We start from the raw sequence: 20,615 nt of genomic DNA, 5'->3' as shown, positions 1-20,615 counted from the left end.
GGCCCTAGACGGTGACCTTGCCGTCGTCGTCCACTGCCCAGGTGGGGTTGTAGGCAATCTCCCAGCGGAAGCCGTCCGGATCGGCGAAGTACCCGCTGTACCCGCCCCAGGGCTGGGTGACAGGCTCGGCAACGATCTCAGCGCCGGCGGCCCGGGCTTCGTCCATCACCCGGTCCACGTCCTCCGTGCTGGGAAGGTTGTGGCTGAGGGTGATGCACGGAACCGGTCCGGGCGTACCCACTCCCGCTTCGGCGTGCATCTGTCCGGCGTCCCACAGGGACAGGATCAGCCCGTGGTTGGCCTGGATGAACACCACATCGCCGGCGTGTTCCCGGCGCACCGGCCAGCCGAGGCCTTCCACGTAGAAGCGGCGGGAGGCGTCAACACTGCGAACACCTAGTGAGATGAAGTCGACTCTGGGCTGCATGCTTCGATACTCTCAGTTGATGGCAACAATTCAAGGAAACGACCGGGAAGCATTGGCCGACAAAGAACAGCTCGCTGCCGTTCGGATCGCGGTCGACGAAGTTGATGATCAGATTGTCACGCTCATTGCGCGGCGTGAACGCCTGATCCGGATCGCCGGAACCCTGAAGGGGGACGACGCCGAAGTCCGCGCCCCGGGCCGGGTGGAGCGGGTGATTGAGCACGTTCGCGGAGCCGCGAAAAAGAAGGACATTGATCCGGACATCGTTGAATCCACGTACCGGGCCATGATCTCGGGCTTCATCGAACTCGAGATGAAGGTCCACAAAGAAAACAGCTGAAGCTAGAGCGCTTCCTCGACGGCGACGCCCCCCTGAAAATCGCGGCCGTCGGCCTCGCTGAACGCCGTCATGTAGTGCCCTTTGCCCAGGCCTTGAATGGCTGCCATGGGAAAGTTGCCGGTGATGGTGTTGCCCGAATGGGTCACCCCGGAAAGATCATAGTTCTCCTCGGCGGTCTGGTCATGGCAGAACGAGTAGAAGGCGATGGCCTCCCCGTTCAGGAATTCGATGCCCAGCCGTCTTTGGGAGGAATGGTCAGGGCTGGCCGCCACAAGTCCCACAACGTACGCACCTGCCCCCGGTATGTTGCCGTCGATATCAAAGTTGGCCACGAGCGTATTGTCCTGGGCTTTGATGCTTACGTGCTTGAGGAGTGCGTTTTGGGAGCTCATGCCACAATCCTGCCCCCCTGCTGGCCGTCCGTCCACCCCTGTCTAGGTTTTGCCGGGGCACCGTCGTAGACTGGATTTATTCGAACATGTATTCGAACAAATCCGCTTTTGCGTCAGCAGCTCGCATCAGCCCAATTCAGTTCGGGAGGCGCCCATGGGCATGTTCAGCGAGTCCGTGGACGTCGACTGCACCGCTTCCGGCCAACCGCTGAAACTCCAATGGGGCGGGCGGCGCTACACAGTATGCGCCGAGCCTGTGCGGTGGTACGAACGCCGGCAGTGGTGGGCTGAGGAGCGCCGGGCGCCGCTGGGCAGCGGCCCGGGGCTGGTGGACCACGAGATCTGGCGGGTCCAGGTCCGGTTGGACCCGCAGGATACCGGGGAACCGCTCACGCTGGACCTTTCCCGGCATCTCGGCAGCGGCCGCTGGCGGCTGCTGCGGATCCACGACGCCCTCCAGCCCCGAACAGCATGAGCTTCACCCACCTCCACGTTTCCACCGCCTTCAGCGCGCACTACGGGGTTTCCTGGCCTGAGGAGCTCGCCCAGGTTGCGGCGGCGGACGGCGCGTCAGCGCTCGCGTGCACGGACCGCGACGGCCTGTACGGCACCATCAAACACCTCAAAGCATGCATGGCTGCGGGTATCGATCCCATTGTGGGAGTGGACCTCGCGGTCTTCGACGACGACGGTGACCACCGCACCCAGCTCGCCGGCCGGGTGGTGGTGCTCGCCCGCGGCCACAACAACGGGGCCGGCTACCGGGCATTGTGCCGGCTGGTATCCGATGCCCATGCCCGCACCTCAGGCAAAGCCGGGGGAGCGGTGCCCGTGGCGGTCACCCGCGCCGAGCTCGCCTCCCGGATCCTTGACCCCCAGACGCTCAAGCCGGTCCTGACCGTCCTGATCGGACCGGATTCCGACGTCGGACGGGCCATGGGCGGCCGGCGGTACCTGCGGCCCCGCACTCTCTTCAAACGCTGGCTGGACGCCATGCCGGCCGGGAGCCTGGTGGCAGAAGTCGTATCCCAACTCACCACCCCTGGCACACCCCTGAGCACCGCCCACGCAGTACGCATGCTCAAACTAGCCGAAGAACACCATGTCCCGGCGGTGCTTACCAACGCTGTCCGCTATTGCGCCGAGGACGGCGCCGCCACGGCGGACGTGCTCGACTCAGCCCGGACACTGAAGTCCCTGCCGGAACTTGCGGCAGAACCCCTACTCCAGCCCAACGGGCAAGCCTGGCTCAAATCAGCAGAACAGATGCTTCAGCTGGGCAAGGAAATCATCCACGCCGCAGGGTATGGCACGGCGGACCTCAAACAACTGATGGCACAAACTGAGGCGCTCGCCGACTACTGCCGGATAGACCCTGTGAGTGACATGGGATGGAAACAGCCCGTGGTTCCGGAGGCCTCGGTCATCGGCATCAGCCAGGACCCGCACCGTGAACTGGTACAGCGTTGTGAAGCAGGGATAGGCAAGCGGTTTCCCGGCATCTCAGGCCCGGCACACAAGGAAATGCGCTCGCGGCTGGAGCACGAGCTGGGGATCATCCGGAACCTCGGATTTTCCTCCTACTTCCTGACGGTGGCGGAGGTTTCCCGCATGATCCTGGACATGGGAGTGCGGGCAGCCGCCCGCGGTTCAGGAGCCTCCAGCCTGGTCAATTACCTGATTGATGTCAGCCAGGTGGACCCGCTGCAGCATGACCTGATCTTCGAACGCTTCCTGTCCCGGGACCGGGCAACGTTGCCCGATATCGATATCGACGTCGAAAGCGCCGAACGGCACAACGTGTACCGGAAAATCTTCGACCGTTTTGGTGCTGAACGGGTCACCCTGATGAGTATGCAAAACGGGTACCGGGCACGCGGCGCGGTCCGGGATGCCGGCATGGCGTTGGGCATGGACGATGACGACGTCGGTGAGATCGCCAAACAGCTGTGGCGTTTTTCAGCCCGGAAATTCCGTGAAGCCCTGGTTGAAAAACCTGAGCTCCGGGAATTCGCCGGGCGGGTGGAACAGCGTGGTTTCGCCGAAAACCAGCAGCTTGACCTGCTGGTGGACCTCACCGAACGCCTCGACAGGCTGCCCCGGCATATTTCCATGCACCCCTGTGGTGTGATCCTTGGCGACGCCACGCTGCTTGACCGGACGCCCGTCCAGCCCAGCGGGCTGGGGCTGCCCATGAGCCAGTTCGACAAACACGACATGGATCCCATGGGCATGCTCAAGCTGGATGTGCTGGGGGTCAGGATGCAGAGCGCGATGGCTTTCGCCATCCGGGAAGTCATCCGGATCCATCCTTCCAAAGCGGAAGTGGTGGCGGCCGGTGCCCACCCTGCGGGGCCTGACGGCTCCGGGCCCGATTACATTGCTGAGAACGGCCACATCAACCTCAACGCTGTCCCCCTCGATGATGAGCCCACCTTCGAGCTGATCCGCAGCACCCACACCCTGGGCTGCTTCCAGATTGAATCGCCTGGCCAGCGTGAGCTGATCGGCAAGATGGCCCCGCGTGAGTTCAACGACCTCATCATCGACATTTCGCTGTTCCGGCCGGGGCCCATGAAATCGGACATGGTGCGGCCGTTCCTGGAACACAGGCACGGCTTCGCGCCGGAAGTCTATCCACATCCTGACCTGAAACCAGTGCTGCAGGAAACACACGGCGTCACCGTCTTCCACGAACAGATCCTCAAAACCTTTGATGTTATGACCGGCTGCGGGCTGGCGCGTGCGGATGAGTTCCGCCGTGCCCTTGGCAATGAGGTCCTGGAGCTGAAAGTGGAGGAGTTCTTCCGCAGGGAGGCGCGCACCAAGGGGTATTCGCCGGAAGTGGTGGACAACGTCTGGGGGACCCTGAAAGCGTTTGGCAGCTTCGGTTTCTGCAAGGCACACGGCGCGGCCTTTGCCGTTCCCACCTATCAGTCCGCCTGGCTGAAAGCGCACCACCCCGAGGCGTTCCTGGCAGGGCTGTGGGAGCACGATCCCGGTATGTATCCCAAACGGCTGCTGGTGGCCGAGGCCCGGCGGCTGGGTATCCCCATCCTTCCGTTGGACATCAACCGCAGCCAGGCCGAGTACCGGGTGGAACGGGTGGCGGACCGGGCGGATGCCGGCAAGCTGGGGATCAGACTGAGCCTCAACGGCATCTACGGCCTCTCAGGGGCCGAGCTTAAGCGGATTGTTGCCGGCCAGCCCTACGACTCCCTTGCTGATCTCAGGGCCCGGTCCAGGCTGAGCAAGCCCAACATCAAAAGGCTCGCGCAGCTGGGAGCCTTTGATTCCCTGCACCGGGAGTCGGGCGGTGCTGCAAACCGCGCGGACCTCGTCCAGCATCTGCAGAAACTCCAAGCGACAGGGGGCACCCGGAAAGGCTTGGACATCATGGAAGGGCAGCTGGCCTTGCCGTTGGGTGATGTGGAGCTGCGGAACGTCAAACCAGGCCTTCCTGCCCCCACCCTGGTGGACAATGTCCGGGCAGAACTTGACCTGATGGCCATTGACGTCAGCGGCCACCTGATGGACAGCCACCGGCCCATGCTGGACAGGCTGGGAGTCACCACTGCCGACAAACTGCTGGGCCTGCGCAACGGCACAGAGGTTCTGGTGGCCGGGGTGCGCATCGCCACCCAGACCCCGCCGATGCGCGGCGGCCGGCGTGTGGTGTTCATCAGCATCGATGACGGCACCGGCTGCATCGACTCCGTGTTCTTCCACGAAGCCCAGGAACAGGCGGGACTGCTCTTGTTCGGCACCAGGCTGCTGCTCATCCGCGGCACCACGCGGCGGACAGGTCCACGGGGCATCAGCCTGAGCGCCAGCATGGCCTGGGACCTGAGCAAGGTGGAAACACTGCCCTTCCCTGAAAACCAGAGGGAGAGTACCGACGTGCCGCATCCCCTGGACGGGATCAGCCGGAGCCTTGCCATCACCGGAATGGGCGGCTGAGCCCCATCCGGGTGCCCGGACGGTCCGCCTGAACCAGCGGGTCCCGTTGGTCGGCCTCTGGCGAAACCGATAGCATTGACGGTGGCTGGCTGTGGTCCCCGTATGCCGCAAGCTATGAAGCCCAAAACTTTGAATAGGAGACACCCGTGTCAGATGCCCAGCAGATCACCCTCATCGTCGATGGCGAAGAGACCAAGGTGACTACCGGGACAACCGGTGCGGAACTCTTCTTTGAGCGCCGCGACGTTGTTGTTGCCCGCGTCAACGGCGAACTGAAGGACCTGGACCAGGAGCTGACCGACGGCGCCGAGATCGAGGGCGTCACCATCGATTCCCCGGACGGCCTGAACGTGCTCCGCCACTCCACCGCCCACGTGATGGCCCAGGCCGTGCAGCAGCTGCGCCCCGATGCCAAACTCGGCATCGGCCCGTACATCACTGACGGCTTCTACTTCGACTTTGACGTCGCCGAGCCCTTCACTCCCGAGGACCTCAAGACCCTGGAAAAGATGATGCTGAAGATCATCAACCAGAACCAGAAGTTCGTCCGCCGCGTGGTCAGTGAGGATGAAGCCCGCGAGGCCATGAAGAACGAGCCCTACAAGCTTGAACTGCTGGGCAAAAAGAATGAAGCCGCCGAAGCAGGCGAAGGCGTCAACGTCGAGGTCGGCGCCGGCGACATCACCATCTACGACAATGTGGAGCGCAAGGAGGGAACCACCGTCTGGTGCGACCTCTGCCGCGGCCCGCACCTGCCCAACACCAAGCTCATCTCCAACGCGTTCGCCCTGACCCGGTCCTCTTCCGCGTACTGGCTGGGCAACCAGAAGAACCAGCAGCTCCAGCGCATCTACGGCACGGCCTGGCCCACCAAGGACGCACTGAAGGCCTACCAAGAACGCATCGCCGAAGCTGAACGGCGCGACCACCGCAAGCTCGGCGTCGAACTTGACCTCTTCTCCTTCCCGGACGAGCTGGGCTCGGGTCTTCCCGTGTTCCACCCCAAGGGCGGCATCATCCGCAAGGAGATGGAGGACTACTCACGGCAGCGCCACGTCGACGCCGGTTACGAGTTCGTCTACACCCCGCACATCACCAAGGGCCACCTGTACGAAGTCTCGGGACACCTGGACTGGTACAAGGAAGGCATGTTCCCGGCCATGCACGTTGACGCCGAGCTCAACGAGGACGGCACTGTCCGCAAGCCCGGCCAGGACTATTACCTGAAGCCGATGAACTGCCCCATGCACAACCTGATCTTCCGGTCACGGGGACGGTCTTACCGTGAACTGCCGCTGCGGCTCTTCGAATTCGGTGCCGTCTACCGGTATGAAAAGTCGGGTGTGGTGCACGGCCTGACGCGCGTGCGCGGCATGACCCAGGATGACGCCCACATCTACTGCACGCGCGAGCAGATGAAGGACGAACTCACCAAGACCCTGACCTTCGTTCTTGACCTGCTGAAGGACTACGGCCTGAACGACTTCTACCTGGAGCTTTCCACCAAGGACCCGGAGAAGTTCGTCGGCGAGGACGCAGCCTGGGACGAGGCCACCAGGACCCTCGCCGAAGTGGCCGAGGAATCCGGGCTTGAACTTGTCGCCGATCCGGGCGGAGCCGCGTTCTACGGCCCGAAGATTTCCGTCCAGGCGAAGGACGCACTCGGCCGCACCTGGCAGATGTCCACCATCCAACTGGACTTCAACCTGCCGGAACGCTTCGAACTGGAATTCCAGGCGGCCGATGGCACCCGCCAGCGGCCCGTGATGATCCACCGCGCGCTCTTCGGTTCCATCGAGCGTTTTATGGGCGTTCTCACCGAGCACTACGCCGGCGCGTTCCCGGCATGGCTTTCCCCTGTCCAGGTGGTGGGCATCCCGGTGGCCGAAACATTCAACGACTACATGTTCGACGTCGTGGACCAGCTCAAGGCGGCGGGCATCCGCGCCGAGGTGGATACGTCGTCGGACAGGTTCCCCAAGAAGATCCGCACCGCCAGCAAGGACAAGATCCCCTTTGTCCTGATCGCCGGCGGGGATGATGCCGAAGCCGGCGCCGTCTCCTTCCGGTTCCGCGACGGCAGCCAGGATAACGGCGTGCCCGTGGCCGAGGCCGTCAAGCGGATCACGGAAGCCGTCCGTAACCGGACCAGCTAGCGGAAACGGAACAGAACACGGTGCAGGAGAACACAGGCGCAGGATATCCAGGGGATGCCGGCGTGACCGATGACTTTGATCTCGCGGGCGTACCGGACGCATTCCAGCGCCTGTGGACTCCGCACCGGCTCGCCTACATCAAGGGCGGCCAGCACCAGTTCAAGAACGAAAACGACTGCCCCTTCTGTGTGGGTCCGAGCCGGACCGACGAGGAAGCCCTTATCGTCCACCGGGGGAAGACCTGCTACGCGGTCCTGAACCTGTTTCCCTATAACCCGGGCCATCTCCTGGTGTGCCCCTACCGGCATGTCCCGGACTACACGGACCTGACGACGGAAGAGACCGCGGAATTCGCCGAGATCAGCCAGACAGCCATGAGGGTCCTGCGCAAAGTGTCCAACCCCGGCGGCTTCAACCTCGGCATGAACCAGGGCGTCGTGGGTGGCGCCGGCATCGCAGCCCACCTGCACCAGCACATTGTTCCGCGGTGGGGCGGTGACGGAAACTTCTTCCCGATCATTGCCCAGACCAAGGCAATTACGCAGACCCTTGACGAGGTCCGCCAAATGGTTGCCGAGGCCTGGCCAGGGGAGACGAATGCTGAATAGGCACGCGCGCGGCTTCTTTACCGCGCTATTCACCCCGCTTGCCCGCTGGCTCCTGAAAATCGGTGTTTCCCCTGACGCGGTGACGGTCATCGGCACCGCCGGCGTGGTGGTGGGAGCCTTGGTCTTTTACCCCCTGGGCCAGCTTTGGTGGGGCACCCTGTTCATTACGGCGTTCATCTTCTCGGACGTGCTCGACGGCATTATGGCCCGCATGCGGGACAGCGACGGCCGGTGGGGCAACTTCCTGGACTCCACCCTGGACCGGATCGCCGACGGCGCCTTGTTTGCAGGCGTGGCCATCTGGTTCTTCACCGGAGGAGCGGAATACGCGATTGCCGTGGCGGCCATGGTCTGCCTCGTGCTGGGCATGGTGGTCTCGTATGCGCGGTCAAAGGCCGAATCCCTCGGCTTCACGGCAAATGTGGGCATCGCCGAGCGCGCCGAGAGACTGGTTTCGGTGCTGGTGGTCACCGGATTCACCGGCTTGGGGCTGCCCCCGGTGGTCCTGCTGGTGACGCTCGGGCTGCTGGCACTGGCCAGCCTGATCACCATTTGCCAGCGCATAGCGACCGTCCACCGCCAGGCGCTTGCGGAGCCCGCGGCTTCGGATTAAGCGTGATTAAGCCGGTCTTTAGCGTGATTAAGCCCGCCGCCTGCCGGGGGACTAGTATTGTCACTGCCCGGTCAATGGATCCGGCAACCCGGTGCGTGGACTTTCGGCTTCTTGCCGCCCTCACGTCCGGCGAAGGTCATCTATCTACCCATAGGGGTTTTTGTGTCTACACCTGATGTAAGCAGCGAAGCCGGTTCGTCCGCGAACAGCGTCACGGGCAGCAACCGCGTCAAGCGGGGCATGGCTGAGATGCTCAAGGGCGGCGTCATCATGGACGTCGTCAACGTTGAACAGGCCCGCATCGCCGAAGACGCCGGTGCCGTTGCAGTAATGGCGCTGGAACGCGTTCCGGCCGATATCCGTGCCCAGGGCGGCGTGTCCCGCATGTCCGATCCGGACATGATCGACAAAATCATCGAAGCCGTATCAGTGCCGGTCATGGCCAAGGCCCGGATCGGCCACTTCGTCGAGGCTCAGGTCCTGCAGTCCTTGGGCGTGGACTACATTGATGAGTCCGAGGTCCTCACCCCGGCCGACTACGTCCACCACATCGACAAGTGGAACTTCAAGGTTCCCTTCGTCTGCGGCGCCACCAACCTCGGTGAGGCGCTGCGCCGCATCAACGAGGGCGCGGCCATGATCCGCTCCAAGGGCGAGGCCGGCACCGGCGACGTTTCCAACGCCACCGGCCACATGCGCCAGATCCGTGCCGAGATCGCCAAGCTCGCAGCCCTGCCCGAGGACGAACTCTACGTCGCCGCCAAGGAACTGCAGGCCCCGTACGAACTGGTCAAGGAAGTTGCCGCCGCCGGCAAGCTCCCCGTGGTGCTGTTCACCGCGGGCGGCATCGCCACCCCGGCCGACGCCGCCATGATGATGCAGCTCGGCGCCGACGGCGTCTTCGTCGGTTCCGGCATCTTCAAGTCCGGCAACCCGGCCCAGCGTGCAGCTGCCGTGGTCAAGGCCACCACGTTCTTCGATGACCCCGACGTTATCGCCAAGGCCTCCCGAGGCCTGGGCGAAGCCATGGTGGGCATCAACGTCGACGAGATCCCGCAGCCGCACCGTCTTTCCGAGCGCGGCTGGTAATTCGCTTTTTGGGCGCCCGACGGCGCTGATCCTCTGCGCGCTATTCCCCGCGTCCAGCTGAGGCCGCTTCGCGGCGAGCCTGGACGCGGGGCCCCTTTTACGCACGCTGCCGGATCACCCCCGCCGTGCGCTTGGCGCTCCGGATTTACGACGACGGTTCCTCACCTCTTTCGGTGCGGGACCGGCGTCGTACTTTAACTGAGTTCTAGTCGAGGCCGCGGCGCTTTAGCAGGGGCTCCAGTTTGGCGTCGCGTCCTCGGAGGGTGCGGAAGGATTCCAGCGGTTCCCGGCTGTTGCCGCGGGACAGCAGCTCGTTGCGGAAACGTTCGCCGTTGGTGCGGTTCAGGCCACCGTTCTCGGTGAACCAGTCGACGGTTTCCGCGTCCAGGACTTCACTCCAGATATACGAGTAATAGCCGGCCGCATAGCCGTCGCCGGCGAAAATGTGCTGGAAATAGCCAGTCCGGTAGCGCGGCGGAATCAGGGCAAGGGCCACCCCTGCTGCGGCCAGTGATTTCGCTTCGAAGGCCAAAACGTCGTCCGGGATTTCCGTTTCGTCCAGCACATGCCAGGCCAGGTCAAGCAGCGCAGCGCCCAAATACTCGGTGGTCGCGAAGCCCTCGCCCCAAAGCCGCGCCTCGTTAAGCCGGTCCACAACGTCCTGGGGGAGCGCCTCGCCCGTGGTGTGGTGCCGGGCGTAGTTGGCCAGCACCTCGGGCCAGAGGATCCACATCTCGTTGACCTGTGACGGGTATTCCACGAAGTCCCGGGGGACCGCAGTTCCGGAGAAGCGCGGATACGTGACGTTGGAAAACAAGCCATGGAGGGCGTGTCCAAACTCGTGGAACGTGGTGCGAAGTTCGTCCAGCGTCAGGAGCGTGGGTTCGCCTGCCGCCGGTTTGGAGATGTTGAGGTTGTTGATCACCACGGGCCGGGTGCCGAGCAGCTCTGACTGGTCCACGAGCGAGTTCATCCAGGCCCCGCCCCGCTTGGATTCGCGGGTGTAGTAGTCACCCAGGAACAGCCCGAGTCCCGTTCCGTCAGGGTTTCGGACTTCCCAGACGCGGACGTCCGGGTGGTAACCGGCCAGGTCACCGCGTTCGTGGAAGGTGATGCCGTAGAGGGACGTGGCAGCGAAGAAGACGCCGTCCCGAAGAACGCGGTCCAGCTCAAAATAGGGGCGGAGCGCCTGCTCGTCCACGGCGTACTTTTCCCGGCGCACTTTGGCCGAGTAATACGCCCAGTCCCAGGCCTCCAGTGGATGCCCGGCTACCTCGGCCAGGGCAGCAGCCTCGGCATCCGCATTGCGGACAGCCGCGGGGGCCAGCCTGTTCAACATGGACTGGACGGCCTCGAAATCGGGGGCTGTCTGGCGGTCCACCACGAGTTCGGCGTAGTTCGCGAAACCAAGGAGTGCGGCCTTTTCAGCGCGAAGCCGGGCCATCGAGGTGACCAGGTCCAGGACGTCCAGGCTGCCGCCGTTGCTGCCCCGCCCCGTGGAGGCCTCGAACAGCCGACGGCGGACGCTACGGTTTTCGAGGGCAGCCATGGCGGGTTGGTTGCTGGGCTGGATCAATGTCAGCAGAAATTTGCCGTCGTGGCCGGCGGTGCGGGCAGCCTCGGCGGCGCTGGCGATGTCGTCCGCCGGCAGGCCGGCCAACTCCTCTGCGCTGTCCAACACCACAGCTGCCGACTTCATGCCCTCCTTGACCCGCTGCCCAAACTCCGTGCCCAGTTTGGAGAGTTCGGCATTGATTCCCTTCAGCCTGTCCTGCCCGTGCATATCAAGCTGGATCCCGGTTTGGCGGAACTCCTTCAGGTACTCCTCCACGAGCCGGACAGACTCAGGGTCGAGTCCGGAAGTGTCGATTGCCGTGAACCGGTCGAACAGCGCACGGTTGAGGTAGACCTCGTCCTGATGGGCGGAAAATTGAGGTGAGAGTTCGGTCTCCAGGCTAAGGATCTCGGCCGATGCGTCGGCCGAGACAAGCGTGAAGAACGACGCAGCCGCCCGCTGGAGCAGTTGGCCTGACTTCTCCATGGCCACGGCAGTGTTCTCGAACGTCGCACGCACCGGGTTGTCCAGGATGGCCTGGATTTCGGCCAGATGTTCCTCAAGGCCGGCGGTGACGGCCTGGGCGTAATCTGCGGGTCCGATGTTGGCAAACGGCGGCAGCCCGTAGGGCAGGGCGCTGGGACTGAGGAGGGGATTCGTCATCCCGCTAACCTTTCACACCGGCCCGTCCTTCTCAATGCGCGGCTTTCCGGTTTTAGGGGGCGGCCGAACCTACAATGGCGCCTATGGGGAACTTACACGGCAGTGCTGCGCGCCGAATCGGGGCAGCCATCGGGGCTTTCGCGCTGGCGGCGCTGCTCACTGCCTGCGGCCTGATTGCGGAACAAGGCGTGCCGTCAGCGGGCGGAGTGTCAGGCGCGGTGTCAGAAGTGCAGAGCCCGACGGCGGCGCCCACGCCCACCCCCATCCCCACACCTGGTGCGGGGCCGGCATGTCCCACGGTGCGGTGCACGTCCGTCCTGCTCACCGGGGACATGCTGGTCCACGCCCCGCTCTGGCAGCAGGCCCGCGACGACGCCGCAGCGGCAGGAACGCCCGGCCTCGACTTTGTGCCGCTCCTGGAAGGCCAGCGCCGGTACATCCGGCACAGCGATCTCGCCATCTGCCATCAGGAAACACCGGTCGCGGGGCCGGACGGACCATTTTCGACCTACCCGTCGTTCAACGTCCCGCCGCAGATCATTACAGCGTCCAAAAACGTGGGCTACCAGGCCTGCACCACCGCCAGCAACCACACGATCGACCGCAGCACTGACGGACTGCTGCGCACCCTGGACGCACTGGACGCGGCAGGCCTCAAACACACGGGTTCGTACCGGACGGAGACCGAGTCGCAGGGAATCCTGATCATGCAGACGAAGGCCGCAAAGATCGCCGTCATTGAAGGAACCTACGGCCTCAACGGCCTGTCAGCCGAATACGGCTGGCAAGTGGACATGCTGGATGCGCCCACCATGATTGCCAAGGCTGTCAAGGCCAGGGCCCTTGGCGCGGACATCGTCCTGGGTGCCCTGCACGCGGGGGAGGAGTATGCCAGCGAGGCGAATGCCCAGCAGCAGGAAGTGGCCCACGCCCTGGTGGACAGCGGCCAATTCAGCATGATCTACGGCCACCACACGCACTCCGTGCTGCCAATCGAAAACTACAAGGGCACCTGGATCGTCTACGGACTGGGCAATGGCGTTACTGAAGTGTCGCCCTGGTACGTGGTGAACAACGAGGGACTGCTGGTCCGCGCGCAGTTCAGCCAGGACGCGGCCGGCAACTGGTCGGCGTCGGACCTCGCCTGGGCGCCGTCGGTTATTGTCCGTGATCCCTACCGGTGGTGCTCGGTTGCGTCGGACGCACCTCAAGGGGTCTGCGCAACGGCCGAAGCCGATGCGGCCACCAGAGCGCGGACCGCTGCCGTCGTGGAATCCCTGGGATCCGCGGCCGCAGGCGCCCACGAACTCCTGATCACCAAGGAACCGTAGACATGTCCGGCGCACCCGTATCTGCTCACCAAAGGCGCGCGGCAGTCTTCGGCGTACCCGTGCGGCTGCTGGGTCCCCTGGCAATCGGGGTCCTCACTGTGGGATATGGGGCGCTCTGGGTGCTTGCCCGCCCACGGGGCGAGCCTTTGCCGCGCCACCTCGGCCAACTGTTCGGCGGGGAATCCGTCCTGCTCATGTCCATCGCGCTTGTGCTGATCAGCACCCTCCCGCATGTCGAGCGAATCTTTGGCGGCATCGATTACGCCGCCATCTGGCACCGTAGGCTCGCCATTGCCGGCACGGTGCTCCTGCTGCCGCACGTGGAACTTGCCGCCAATCCGGACGCCACCAGCCTGGGTAAAGCGCTGGCGGTTCCAGCCGCTGTAGGGCTGGCCGCCATGATCGTCTGGGCCATCCTGCCGCGTTGGCGCGCCATGCTGCCCGGGGCTTTCCATGGCGTTGTGCTGCGTACCCGCAATACGTGGCCGGTCCTGCTGCTCATCCGGGTCCTCGGCGGCTACGAGCGGTGGCGTGGGTTTCACCGTTTGACAGGCCTGTTCGTGGCCGCCGGCTTCCTTCACGGACTGCTGGACGCGACGGCCTTCGAATCCACACCGGTGCTGCGTTGGAGCTACGTGGTGATCGGCGGAGTCGGACTTGCGTTTTATGCATACCGTGAACTGCTGGCCCGGCACTTCCTTCCGCATCACGATTACCAAGTGAAAGACGTCAGCACCGTGGCGCCCGGGCTGGTCGATGTGCACCTTAAGCCGCTGGGGAAAGCGCTGGCATTCCGGCCGGGCCAGTTCGCCATGATCTACCTGGAAACGAAGGACGGCTGGCAGCGGCATCCGTTCTCGATTTCGGGCGCTCCTGATGGCGAGGACATCCGCATCACGGTGAAGGCGCTGGGAGATCACACCGCCAAGCTCCCCGACGTGGTCCAGCCGGGTATGCCGGCAGTAGTCAGCGGGCCCTATGGCAGGTTTGACCGCCGGATGGGGACGGTCCGTCAGGTGTGGATCGCCGGCGGTGTGGGCATTACGCCGTTCCTGAGCTGGCTTCGGTCCCTCGAGGGTGAACTCGCCGAAACCGTCGACTTCTTTGTCACCTCGGCGGGCCGTTCGCCCTTCGCCGATGAAATCCAAAAGATCGCAAAGAACCATCCCCGGCTGACGGTGCACCTGATTGACACCAGCACAGATGGCCGGCTAACGCCGGATCAGGTGCTGGAGGCGGTGGACGCCGATCCGCGCGAGCTGTCCGTCTTCATGGGCGGTCCAGACCCGATGCTCCGCCAGTTCCGCAGGGAGCTCCGCGCTTCCGGAGTACGCGCCGCCAATATCCACCGGGAGTACTTTCACTGGCGCTGAATCGGAGAAAGCGGCTGGGTTTTAGTTTTTAGCCCGTCAGCGCGGGCGGCGGGTAGCGTGCTCGCGGGCGAGCACGGCGAACCGGTCATCCGGGGCACCCGGCTCAAATGTCCCAAACTTGCGCTCCGCGGCCGTCCGGATGAGAAAGTCGGCGATGGCAGGATTCTTGGGCAGCAGCGAACCGTGCAGGTAGCTGGCCACCACATTCTTGTAGCGCGCGCCTTCATGGCCGTCGCTGCTGTTGTTGCCGGTTCCTTTTGCCGTGGTCCCCAGTGGCCGGACGCCGGGGCCCAGCGTGGTTTGCCCGCTGTGGTTCTCGTAGCCCAGGATCTCGCCGAACTCATCCGTGGCCACTTTGACGTTTCCGATCAGGCGTTCGTCCGTGCCCCGGGTTTCCACGTCCAGGATGCCGATTCCGGGAATGACGGTGCCCAGGTGGGTCTTGAAAAAGCGTCCAAACAGCTGGTAAAGCCCGCAGATCGCCAGCATGGGCGCGCCGTCCTCGGCCAGTTCCTTTAGCAGGCCGGCGCGGGACTGAAGATCGTCCTGAATGACCAGTTGCCCGCTGTCCTGCCCGCCGCCGCCCACGATCAGGTCCACGTCGGCGGGGAATTCGTCGCCCACGTTGTACTCAAGCAGCTCCGGCGTATAACCGTGCCAGCTGATCCGTTGCTTCAGGACCAGGGCGTTGCCCCAGTCACCGTAGATGTTCATGTCCCGCGGATACAGCTGCAGGACGCGGATGGTGCCCTTGCTGCCCGATCCGGCTCCGATTGATTCAGCGGTCATGAGACCACCTCCACTGTGGTGATTTTGGACAGCTCCCGGCGAATGGCCAGCATGGCTGTGTAGGTACAGAAAATCCGCTTCGGCTTGCCGCTGCCCTCGCGGATAAAGGCCGCCAGGGCGGGGGCAATGTCAGGCTGTACCGCGCCAATCCGAACATCGTCATACTGCAGCCGCAGCGCCATGTCGTAGGCCCGTGACCCGGTCAGCTGGTCCACGCCGCCCTCGCGGAGTGAATCAAATTCAACATCCCAGAGCCAGGACATGTCCCTGCCGTCGGCGTAGTTGTCGTTGATGGCGATCATGGTGGCGTAACCGGCCGCCGGGAAGGACTTCAGCCCGAGCCGGAAACCGCTGGGGTTCTTAACCAGCACGAGGTCAAGGGGCTGGCCGTCAACGGTGAGGCTCTCGCCGCGGCCAAAGGCCGGCTCAACCTGGGACAGGGCGGTGAGCAGCGTCGCGTGGTCGGCTGTTGCCGCACCGCTGCCGCAGATGCTGCGCGCAAGTGCCAGCGCGGCCGCGGCGTTAAAGATGTTGTAGACGCCACGGAGCTTCATCGCGGTGGTGACCGTGACGCCGTCGTACTCAAAATCCGCGGTGTCCGGTCCTACCCTGCGCAGTACGACGTCGGCGGGCGGCTTTTGCGGGAGCGCCGCGGGGGCGGGGCTGCCGGGCGCTGCCCGCATGTCGTCGTCATTGGGGAAGGTACTGAGGAGGGAATCGTCCAGGCCGAAGTACTGGACGTCCTGTCCGGTGAGGGTGTCCGCGATGCGCGCAACGCGGGGGTCCTCGCGGTTGAGGACCACCGTGCCCGTGGTTTTCGCCGCGATGTGCTGCAGGAGCTGGGCCGTTTTGTCGATCTCGCCGAACCGGTCCAGCTGGTCCCGCAAGACGTTGAGCAGGAGGCTGTAGCGGGGCGGGACACGGTTGACGAAATGGACCGCGTGGGCCTCGTCGAGCTCCAGGATGGCGACGTCGGCCTTGAGCCTGCCGCGCCAGTCCACCTCGCCGAGCAGGGCGGCCGCCACGCCGCGGGTGAAGTTACTGCCGGTGCGGTTGGTGAAGACCTTCAGGCCCTGGCTTTCGAGGAGCTCCACCACCATCTTGGTGGTGGTGGTTTTGCCGTTGGTTCCGCTCACCACGGCCACGCCGTGGGGGAGCGTGGCGAGTGTCCGCTGCATAAAGCCGGGGTCGATTTTTTCGACCACCAGCCCGGGCAGGGCGGACCCGCCACCCCTGAGCCGGGACACCCGGCGAACGAGCTTGCCGAGCGGAACGCTGATGTAAAGCATGCTCAGTAATATATCCCAGCAACGGCATAGAACCCCGCGCCGGTCACGCCGAACCGCCCGGGTGCGGGCCGGTGGCGCACTATGCTGGGGGGATGACAAACCCCCTTTCTGCCGCTGCCGCACGCCTGGGCGCAGGCCTGCGGATCGGCGTCCTGGCGCTCCAGGGTGACTTCCGCGAACACCTTCGGGCCGTTGAATCATCCGGTGCAGCCGGCGTCGGAATCCGCAGGCCCAAGGAACTCGAGGGCTTGGACGGGCTCATCATTCCCGGCGGCGAATCCACCGCCATCGACAAGCTGGCCCGCGCCTTTGAACTGGCCGAACCGTTGAAGGACAGCATCCGCAATGGCCTGCCGGTGTACGGATCCTGCGCAGGGATGATCCTCCTGGCCAACGACATCGCCGATCCTGCCACTGACCTGGCCGGCAATCCGCAGCAGACCTTTGGCGGCCTGGACATTACGGTGCGCCGTAACGCCTTCGGCCGCCAGCGGGAATCGTTCGAAACGGACCTGGATTTCAAGGGCCTGGACTTCAGCGCCACGGAGTCCGGGGTGGCCCCGGTACATGCCGTGTTCATCCGCGGACCATGGGTGGAGCGTGTCGGCCCAGGCGTGGAGGTCCTCGCGCAGGTGGAGCCGGCCGACCTTGAACACGCGTCCCACGCGGCGAGCCTGCCGGGGACAGCTAGAATTGTTGCAGTGCGTTCCGGCCACCTGCTGGCCACCTCCTTCCACCCGGAAGTGACTGGGGAGAAACGCGTACATGAACTTTTTATCCGCATGATCAGAGGAGAAGCGTAAAGCATGTCAGGCCACTCCAAATGGGCAACAACCAAGCACAAAAAGGCCATCCTTGATAGCCGCCGTGCAAAATCGTTCGCCAAACTGATCAAGAACATCGAAGTTGCTGCCCGCATGGGCGGACCGGACCTGCAGGGCAACCCAGGCCTGGAACTGGCCGTCACCAAGGCCAAAAAGACCTCAGTCCCGGCCGACAACATTGACCGCGCCATCAAGCGCGGCGCCGGCCTGACCGGTGAAGTGGTTGACTACACCGAGATCATGTACGAGTGCCGCGGCCCGCAAGGGTCCGCACTGCTGATTGAGTGCTTGACCGACAACAAGAACCGCGCGGCCTCCGAGGTCCGCCTGGCGATTTCCCGCAACGGCGGCACCATCGCCGATCCCGGTTCGGTCAGCTACCTTTTCAGCCGCAAGGGCGTGGTCTCGCTGCCCAAGAAGGAACTCACGGAGGACGACGTCCTGATGGCAGTCCTGGACGCGGGTGCCGAGGAAGTCAAGGACAACGGCGACACCTTCGAAATCCACTCGGAGCCGACGGACCTCCAGGCTGTCCGCGACGCCCTGAAAGAGGCCGAGATCGAGTATGACACCGATGAAGCGGAGTTCGTACCCTCGATGGTGGTGCCGCTGGACTTGGAAGCCGCCAAGAAGTTTATGAAGCTGGTTGACGCGCTGGAAGAGCTCGACGACGTCCAGAACGTCTACAGCAACGCCGACCTTAGTGACGAAGTCCAGGCCGCCCTGGAATCAGAGTGACGTTCAGCTTTGCCGGCTAGGGCGGTTGTCCCAGGGTGACCCTGCGCGTATTGGGCGTTGACCCGGGCCTCACGCGCTGCGGCATCGGTGTGGTGGACGTGGAGCGGAACAGGCGCGCCACGATGGTGGCCGTCGGCGTGGTGGGGACCTCGCCGGACGAAAGCCTCGACCAGCGGCTGCTGGTGATTGCCCTGGCCATCGACGAGTGGCTGGATCGCTACGAACCCCATGTACTCGCCGTCGAACGCGTCTTCTCCCAGTTGAACGTCAGCACGGTCATGGGTGTGGCGCAGGCTTCCGGTGTGGTGATCACGGCCGCTGCCCGGCGGGGGATTCCGGTGGCGCTGCACACGCCGTCGGAGGTTAAGGCAGCCGTAACGGGCAGCGGCACGTCCAATAAGGACGCGGTGACCAAGCTCGTCACCAAGATCCTGCGGCTCGACGCGCCGCCGCGTCCCGCTGACGCCGCGGATGCGTTGGCTCTGGCCATCACCCACGCCTGGCGGGCCGGCAGCGGGGCCGCGGTGGCCACCACCGGCCCGGGCAGCCTTTCGCTGACGCCGGCCCAACGCGCGTGGGCCGAGGCCGAGGCGAAGGCGCGCCGCGCACGCTGAAGTCGGTAGCACTTGCTAGGGTATTCGTAGATATGTTCGGATAGCCGGTGGTTTCCCTTCAAGGGCCCGGCAGTACACCAGGAGCACGGCCTTGATCAGTTTCCTTCGCGGAACCGTAGCGCATGTGGGCCTTTCCACCGCTGTCATCGACCTCAATGGCGCCGGGATGAGCGTCAACGCCACACCCCAGACGCTCAGCGGACTCCGCACCGGGGAGGAAGGCAAACTCTTCACATCGCTGATTGTCCGTGAGGACTCGCTGACGCTCTTCGGCTTTTCCTCCGACGATGAGCGGGAGGTCTTTGATGTCCTGCTCAGCGTCAGTGGTGTGGGGCCGCGGCTTGCTCTCGCCGTCCTCGCCGTCCACGAACCGGAAGCCATCCGCCTCGCCGCCCACACCGGTGACAGCAAGACGTTCACCAAGGTGCCCGGCATCGGCCCCAAGGTGGCTGGCCGGATCGTGCTCGAACTTGCCGGCAAGCTGGTTCCCCACGGCACGGCAGGTACTGCAGCCCCGGCCACCGCGGCTGAGGCAGCCTGGAAGCCGCAGGTAGTGGCAGCCATGACCAGTCTGGGCTGGTCGGAGAAGGACGCGACGGCCAGCATTGATAAGGCCCTCGCGGACGATCCCGAAGTCTCGTTCCGCGGCAACGTTGCTGAAATCCTGCGGACCACCCTCCGCTGGCTTGGGCAGGACGGCGCGCGGGCCGGCAACCGCGTAGGCAGCCGTGGCTGAGCCTTCGGTTGTAACAGCGGGGGAGGAGCCCGAGGAGCGCGCCATTGAGGCTGCGCTCCGGCCCAAGAACCTGGATGATTTTGTCGGCCAGCACCGGGTCCGCAAGCAGCTCTCCCTTGTCCTGCAGGCCTCCCGCATGCGCGGCCGCAGCGCTGACCATGTGCTGTTTTCCGGTCCTCCCGGGCTGGGAAAGACCACACTAGCCATGATTGTGGCCGCCGAAATGAATGCCCCGCTGCGGATCAGCAGCGGCCCGGCCATCCAACACGCCGGAGACCTCGCTGCCATTCTTTCCTCCCTTTCCGAAGGGGAGGTCCTGTTCCTGGACGAGATCCACCGCATGTCCCGGCCGGCCGAGGAAATGCTGTACATGGCCATGGAAGATTTCCGTGTGGACATCGTGGTCGGCAAGGGTGCCGGCGCCACAGCCATCCCGCTGGAACTGCCACCGTTCACCCTGGTGGGAGCCACCACCCGCGCCGGACTCTTGCCCGGTCCGCTGCGGGACAGATTCGGCTTCACCGGCCATCTGGAGTTCTACAGTGTGGCCGAACTGGAACTCGTACTGAGGCGTTCTGCCGGCCTGCTGGACCTCAAGGTCAACTCTGCAGGTTTCAGCGAAATCGCCGGCCGCTCCCGGGGTACGCCCCGCATCGCCAACCGACTCCTCCGCCGGGTCCGGGACTGGGCACTCGTTCACGGGATTGAGCAAATCGACGCACGTGCGGCCTCTGCCGCCCTTGACATGTACGAAGTGGACAAACGCGGCCTCGACCGGCTGGACCGTGCGGTTCTGGAAGCGCTCATCACCAAATTCGGTGGCGGCCCGGTGGGGCTTTCCACCCTTGCCATTGCTGTAGGGGAGGAAACCGAGACTGTGGAAACGGTAGCTGAACCGTTTCTTGTGCGTGAAGGCCTCCTGGGCCGCACCCCGCGGGGTCGCATCGCCATGGCGCCGGCCTGGACGCACCTCGGTTATGCGGTGCCGGCAGGTGTATTCGGGCAGGAGCCCCTGGACCTGTTCGAAATAGACCCGGACAGCAGCGAAGCTGTGGCCGATTGGGCACCGAACAGCCAATAGGCTTTCCTTTCAGCTTTTCCCTTTAGACTGGTATGAA

Annotated in this window: 19 protein-coding genes; 14 read left to right on the top strand and 5 right to left on the bottom strand. The window is 64.4% G+C overall.

Annotation, left to right across the window (positions count from 1 at the left end):
* Positions 1-4: 4 nt before the first annotated feature.
* Positions 5-427: a VOC family protein gene (locus AC1MCD_RS10785; RefSeq protein ID WP_498671814.1), complete on the bottom strand. Its 423-nt coding sequence runs from the start codon at positions 425-427 to the stop codon at positions 5-7.
* A 19-nt stretch (positions 428-446) separates the two neighbouring features.
* On the opposite strand from AC1MCD_RS10785, the gene AC1MCD_RS10780 reads away from it, so the two are divergent.
* Positions 447-767 (top strand): chorismate mutase, encoded by a 321-nt coding sequence (locus AC1MCD_RS10780; RefSeq protein ID WP_498671812.1) that lies wholly within the window; start codon positions 447-449, stop codon positions 765-767.
* Between the two features lie 2 nt (positions 768-769).
* Here AC1MCD_RS10780 and AC1MCD_RS10775 read toward each other — a convergent pair whose 3' ends face one another.
* A complete protein-coding gene (locus AC1MCD_RS10775) occupies positions 770-1,159 on the bottom strand; it encodes a hypothetical protein (RefSeq protein ID WP_498671811.1) in 390 nt (129 codons plus the stop codon).
* Between the two features lie 154 nt (positions 1,160-1,313).
* On the opposite strand from AC1MCD_RS10775, the gene AC1MCD_RS10770 reads away from it, so the two are divergent.
* The 6 genes from AC1MCD_RS10770 (at position 1,314) to pdxS (ending at position 9,585) form a co-directional block, all read left to right on the top strand.
* Positions 1,314-1,634 (top strand): DUF6504 family protein, encoded by a 321-nt coding sequence (locus AC1MCD_RS10770; protein ID WP_498671810.1) that lies wholly within the window; start codon positions 1,314-1,316, stop codon positions 1,632-1,634.
* The gene (locus tag AC1MCD_RS10765; protein WP_498671808.1) at positions 1,631-5,119 is read left to right on the top strand and encodes a DNA polymerase III subunit alpha; all 3,489 of its coding nucleotides are present in this window, start codon (positions 1,631-1,633) and stop codon (positions 5,117-5,119) included. Before AC1MCD_RS10770 ends, AC1MCD_RS10765 begins: the two co-directional genes overlap by 4 nt.
* Before the next feature lie 146 nt (positions 5,120-5,265).
* Positions 5,266-7,275, top strand: a complete 2,010-nt coding sequence (gene thrS / locus AC1MCD_RS10760) for a threonine--tRNA ligase (protein ID WP_498671806.1) — start codon at positions 5,266-5,268, stop codon at positions 7,273-7,275.
* A 20-nt stretch (positions 7,276-7,295) separates the two neighbouring features.
* Positions 7,296-7,883, top strand: coding sequence for an HIT family protein (locus tag AC1MCD_RS10755; RefSeq protein WP_498671804.1), 588 nt, complete (start codon positions 7,296-7,298; stop codon positions 7,881-7,883).
* Positions 7,873-8,496, top strand: a complete 624-nt coding sequence (gene pgsA / locus AC1MCD_RS10750; protein ID WP_498671802.1) for a phosphatidylinositol phosphate synthase — start codon at positions 7,873-7,875, stop codon at positions 8,494-8,496. Before AC1MCD_RS10755 ends, pgsA begins: the two co-directional genes overlap by 11 nt.
* A 162-nt stretch (positions 8,497-8,658) precedes the next feature.
* Complete coding sequence (pdxS, locus tag AC1MCD_RS10745) at positions 8,659-9,585, top strand: pyridoxal 5'-phosphate synthase lyase subunit PdxS (RefSeq protein ID WP_354214317.1); 927 nt, start codon at positions 8,659-8,661, stop codon at positions 9,583-9,585.
* 205 nt (positions 9,586-9,790) lie between these two features.
* On the opposite strand, the gene AC1MCD_RS10740 is transcribed toward pdxS, so the two are convergent.
* A complete protein-coding gene (locus tag AC1MCD_RS10740; protein ID WP_498671800.1) occupies positions 9,791-11,803 on the bottom strand; it encodes a M3 family metallopeptidase in 2,013 nt (670 codons plus the stop codon).
* Between the two features lie 83 nt (positions 11,804-11,886).
* Between AC1MCD_RS10740 and AC1MCD_RS10735 the strand changes: the two genes are divergently transcribed.
* Together AC1MCD_RS10735 and AC1MCD_RS10730 are read left to right on the top strand one after the other, a co-directional pair.
* Entirely contained in the window at positions 11,887-13,134 is a 1,248-nt protein-coding gene (locus AC1MCD_RS10735; RefSeq protein WP_498671798.1) for a CapA family protein, read from the top strand.
* Positions 13,135-13,136: 2 nt separating this feature from the next.
* Positions 13,137-14,507, top strand: coding sequence for a ferredoxin reductase family protein (locus AC1MCD_RS10730; protein ID WP_498671796.1), 1,371 nt, complete (start codon positions 13,137-13,139; stop codon positions 14,505-14,507).
* Positions 14,508-14,543: 36 nt separating this feature from the next.
* Here the strand turns inward: AC1MCD_RS10730 and AC1MCD_RS10725 are convergent, their stop codons facing one another.
* Entirely contained in the window at positions 14,544-15,296 is a 753-nt protein-coding gene (locus AC1MCD_RS10725; RefSeq protein WP_498671794.1) for a type 1 glutamine amidotransferase, read from the bottom strand.
* Positions 15,293-16,585, bottom strand: coding sequence for a DUF1727 domain-containing protein (locus tag AC1MCD_RS10720; RefSeq protein ID WP_498671793.1), 1,293 nt, complete (start codon positions 16,583-16,585; stop codon positions 15,293-15,295). The genes AC1MCD_RS10725 and AC1MCD_RS10720 overlap by 4 nt, the downstream gene beginning before the upstream one ends.
* A 92-nt stretch (positions 16,586-16,677) precedes the next feature.
* On the opposite strand from AC1MCD_RS10720, the gene pdxT reads away from it, so the two are divergent.
* The 5 genes from pdxT to ruvB all read left to right on the top strand — a co-directional run bounded on the left by pdxT (position 16,678) and on the right by ruvB (position 20,578).
* The gene (pdxT, locus tag AC1MCD_RS10715) at positions 16,678-17,388 is read left to right on the top strand and encodes a pyridoxal 5'-phosphate synthase glutaminase subunit PdxT (protein WP_498671791.1); all 711 of its coding nucleotides are present in this window, start codon (positions 16,678-16,680) and stop codon (positions 17,386-17,388) included.
* Between the two features lie 3 nt (positions 17,389-17,391).
* On the top strand, positions 17,392-18,147 hold the full coding sequence (locus AC1MCD_RS10710; protein WP_498671789.1) for a YebC/PmpR family DNA-binding transcriptional regulator: 756 nt from the start codon (positions 17,392-17,394) through the stop codon (positions 18,145-18,147).
* Between the two features lie 35 nt (positions 18,148-18,182).
* On the top strand, positions 18,183-18,761 hold the full coding sequence (gene ruvC / locus AC1MCD_RS10705; protein WP_498671787.1) for a crossover junction endodeoxyribonuclease RuvC: 579 nt from the start codon (positions 18,183-18,185) through the stop codon (positions 18,759-18,761).
* 91 nt (positions 18,762-18,852) lie between these two features.
* On the top strand, positions 18,853-19,497 hold the full coding sequence (gene ruvA / locus AC1MCD_RS10700; protein WP_498671785.1) for a Holliday junction branch migration protein RuvA: 645 nt from the start codon (positions 18,853-18,855) through the stop codon (positions 19,495-19,497).
* Positions 19,490-20,578, top strand: coding sequence for a Holliday junction branch migration DNA helicase RuvB (gene ruvB, locus AC1MCD_RS10695; RefSeq protein ID WP_498671783.1), 1,089 nt, complete (start codon positions 19,490-19,492; stop codon positions 20,576-20,578). Before ruvA ends, ruvB begins: the two co-directional genes overlap by 8 nt.
* Positions 20,579-20,615 lie beyond the last annotated feature (37 nt).

Source organism: Arthrobacter sp. BF1 (assembly GCF_056680215.1).
The sequence above is the reverse complement of the archived record's forward strand: the minus strand, read 5'-3'. Positions and strand labels throughout refer to the sequence as shown.

Coding starts and splice junctions, on each gene's coding strand:
- pdxT (WP_498671791.1), top strand. CDS start 16,678: ATGACAAACCCCCTTTCTGCCGCTGCCGCACGCCTGGGCGCAGGCCTG.
- pgsA (WP_498671802.1), top strand. CDS start 7,873: ATGCTGAATAGGCACGCGCGCGGCTTCTTTACCGCGCTATTCACCCCG.
- AC1MCD_RS10785 (WP_498671814.1), bottom strand. CDS start 427: ATGCAGCCCAGAGTCGACTTCATCTCACTAGGTGTTCGCAGTGTTGAC.
- AC1MCD_RS10775 (WP_498671811.1), bottom strand. CDS start 1,159: ATGAGCTCCCAAAACGCACTCCTCAAGCACGTAAGCATCAAAGCCCAG.
- AC1MCD_RS10780 (WP_498671812.1), top strand. CDS start 447: ATGGCAACAATTCAAGGAAACGACCGGGAAGCATTGGCCGACAAAGAA.
- AC1MCD_RS10740 (WP_498671800.1), bottom strand. CDS start 11,803: ATGACGAATCCCCTCCTCAGTCCCAGCGCCCTGCCCTACGGGCTGCCG.
- AC1MCD_RS10710 (WP_498671789.1), top strand. CDS start 17,392: ATGTCAGGCCACTCCAAATGGGCAACAACCAAGCACAAAAAGGCCATC.
- AC1MCD_RS10735 (WP_498671798.1), top strand. CDS start 11,887: ATGGGGAACTTACACGGCAGTGCTGCGCGCCGAATCGGGGCAGCCATC.
- AC1MCD_RS10765 (WP_498671808.1), top strand. CDS start 1,631: ATGAGCTTCACCCACCTCCACGTTTCCACCGCCTTCAGCGCGCACTAC.
- AC1MCD_RS10730 (WP_498671796.1), top strand. CDS start 13,137: ATGTCCGGCGCACCCGTATCTGCTCACCAAAGGCGCGCGGCAGTCTTC.
- AC1MCD_RS10720 (WP_498671793.1), bottom strand. CDS start 16,585: ATGCTTTACATCAGCGTTCCGCTCGGCAAGCTCGTTCGCCGGGTGTCC.
- AC1MCD_RS10770 (WP_498671810.1), top strand. CDS start 1,314: ATGGGCATGTTCAGCGAGTCCGTGGACGTCGACTGCACCGCTTCCGGC.
- AC1MCD_RS10725 (WP_498671794.1), bottom strand. CDS start 15,296: ATGACCGCTGAATCAATCGGAGCCGGATCGGGCAGCAAGGGCACCATC.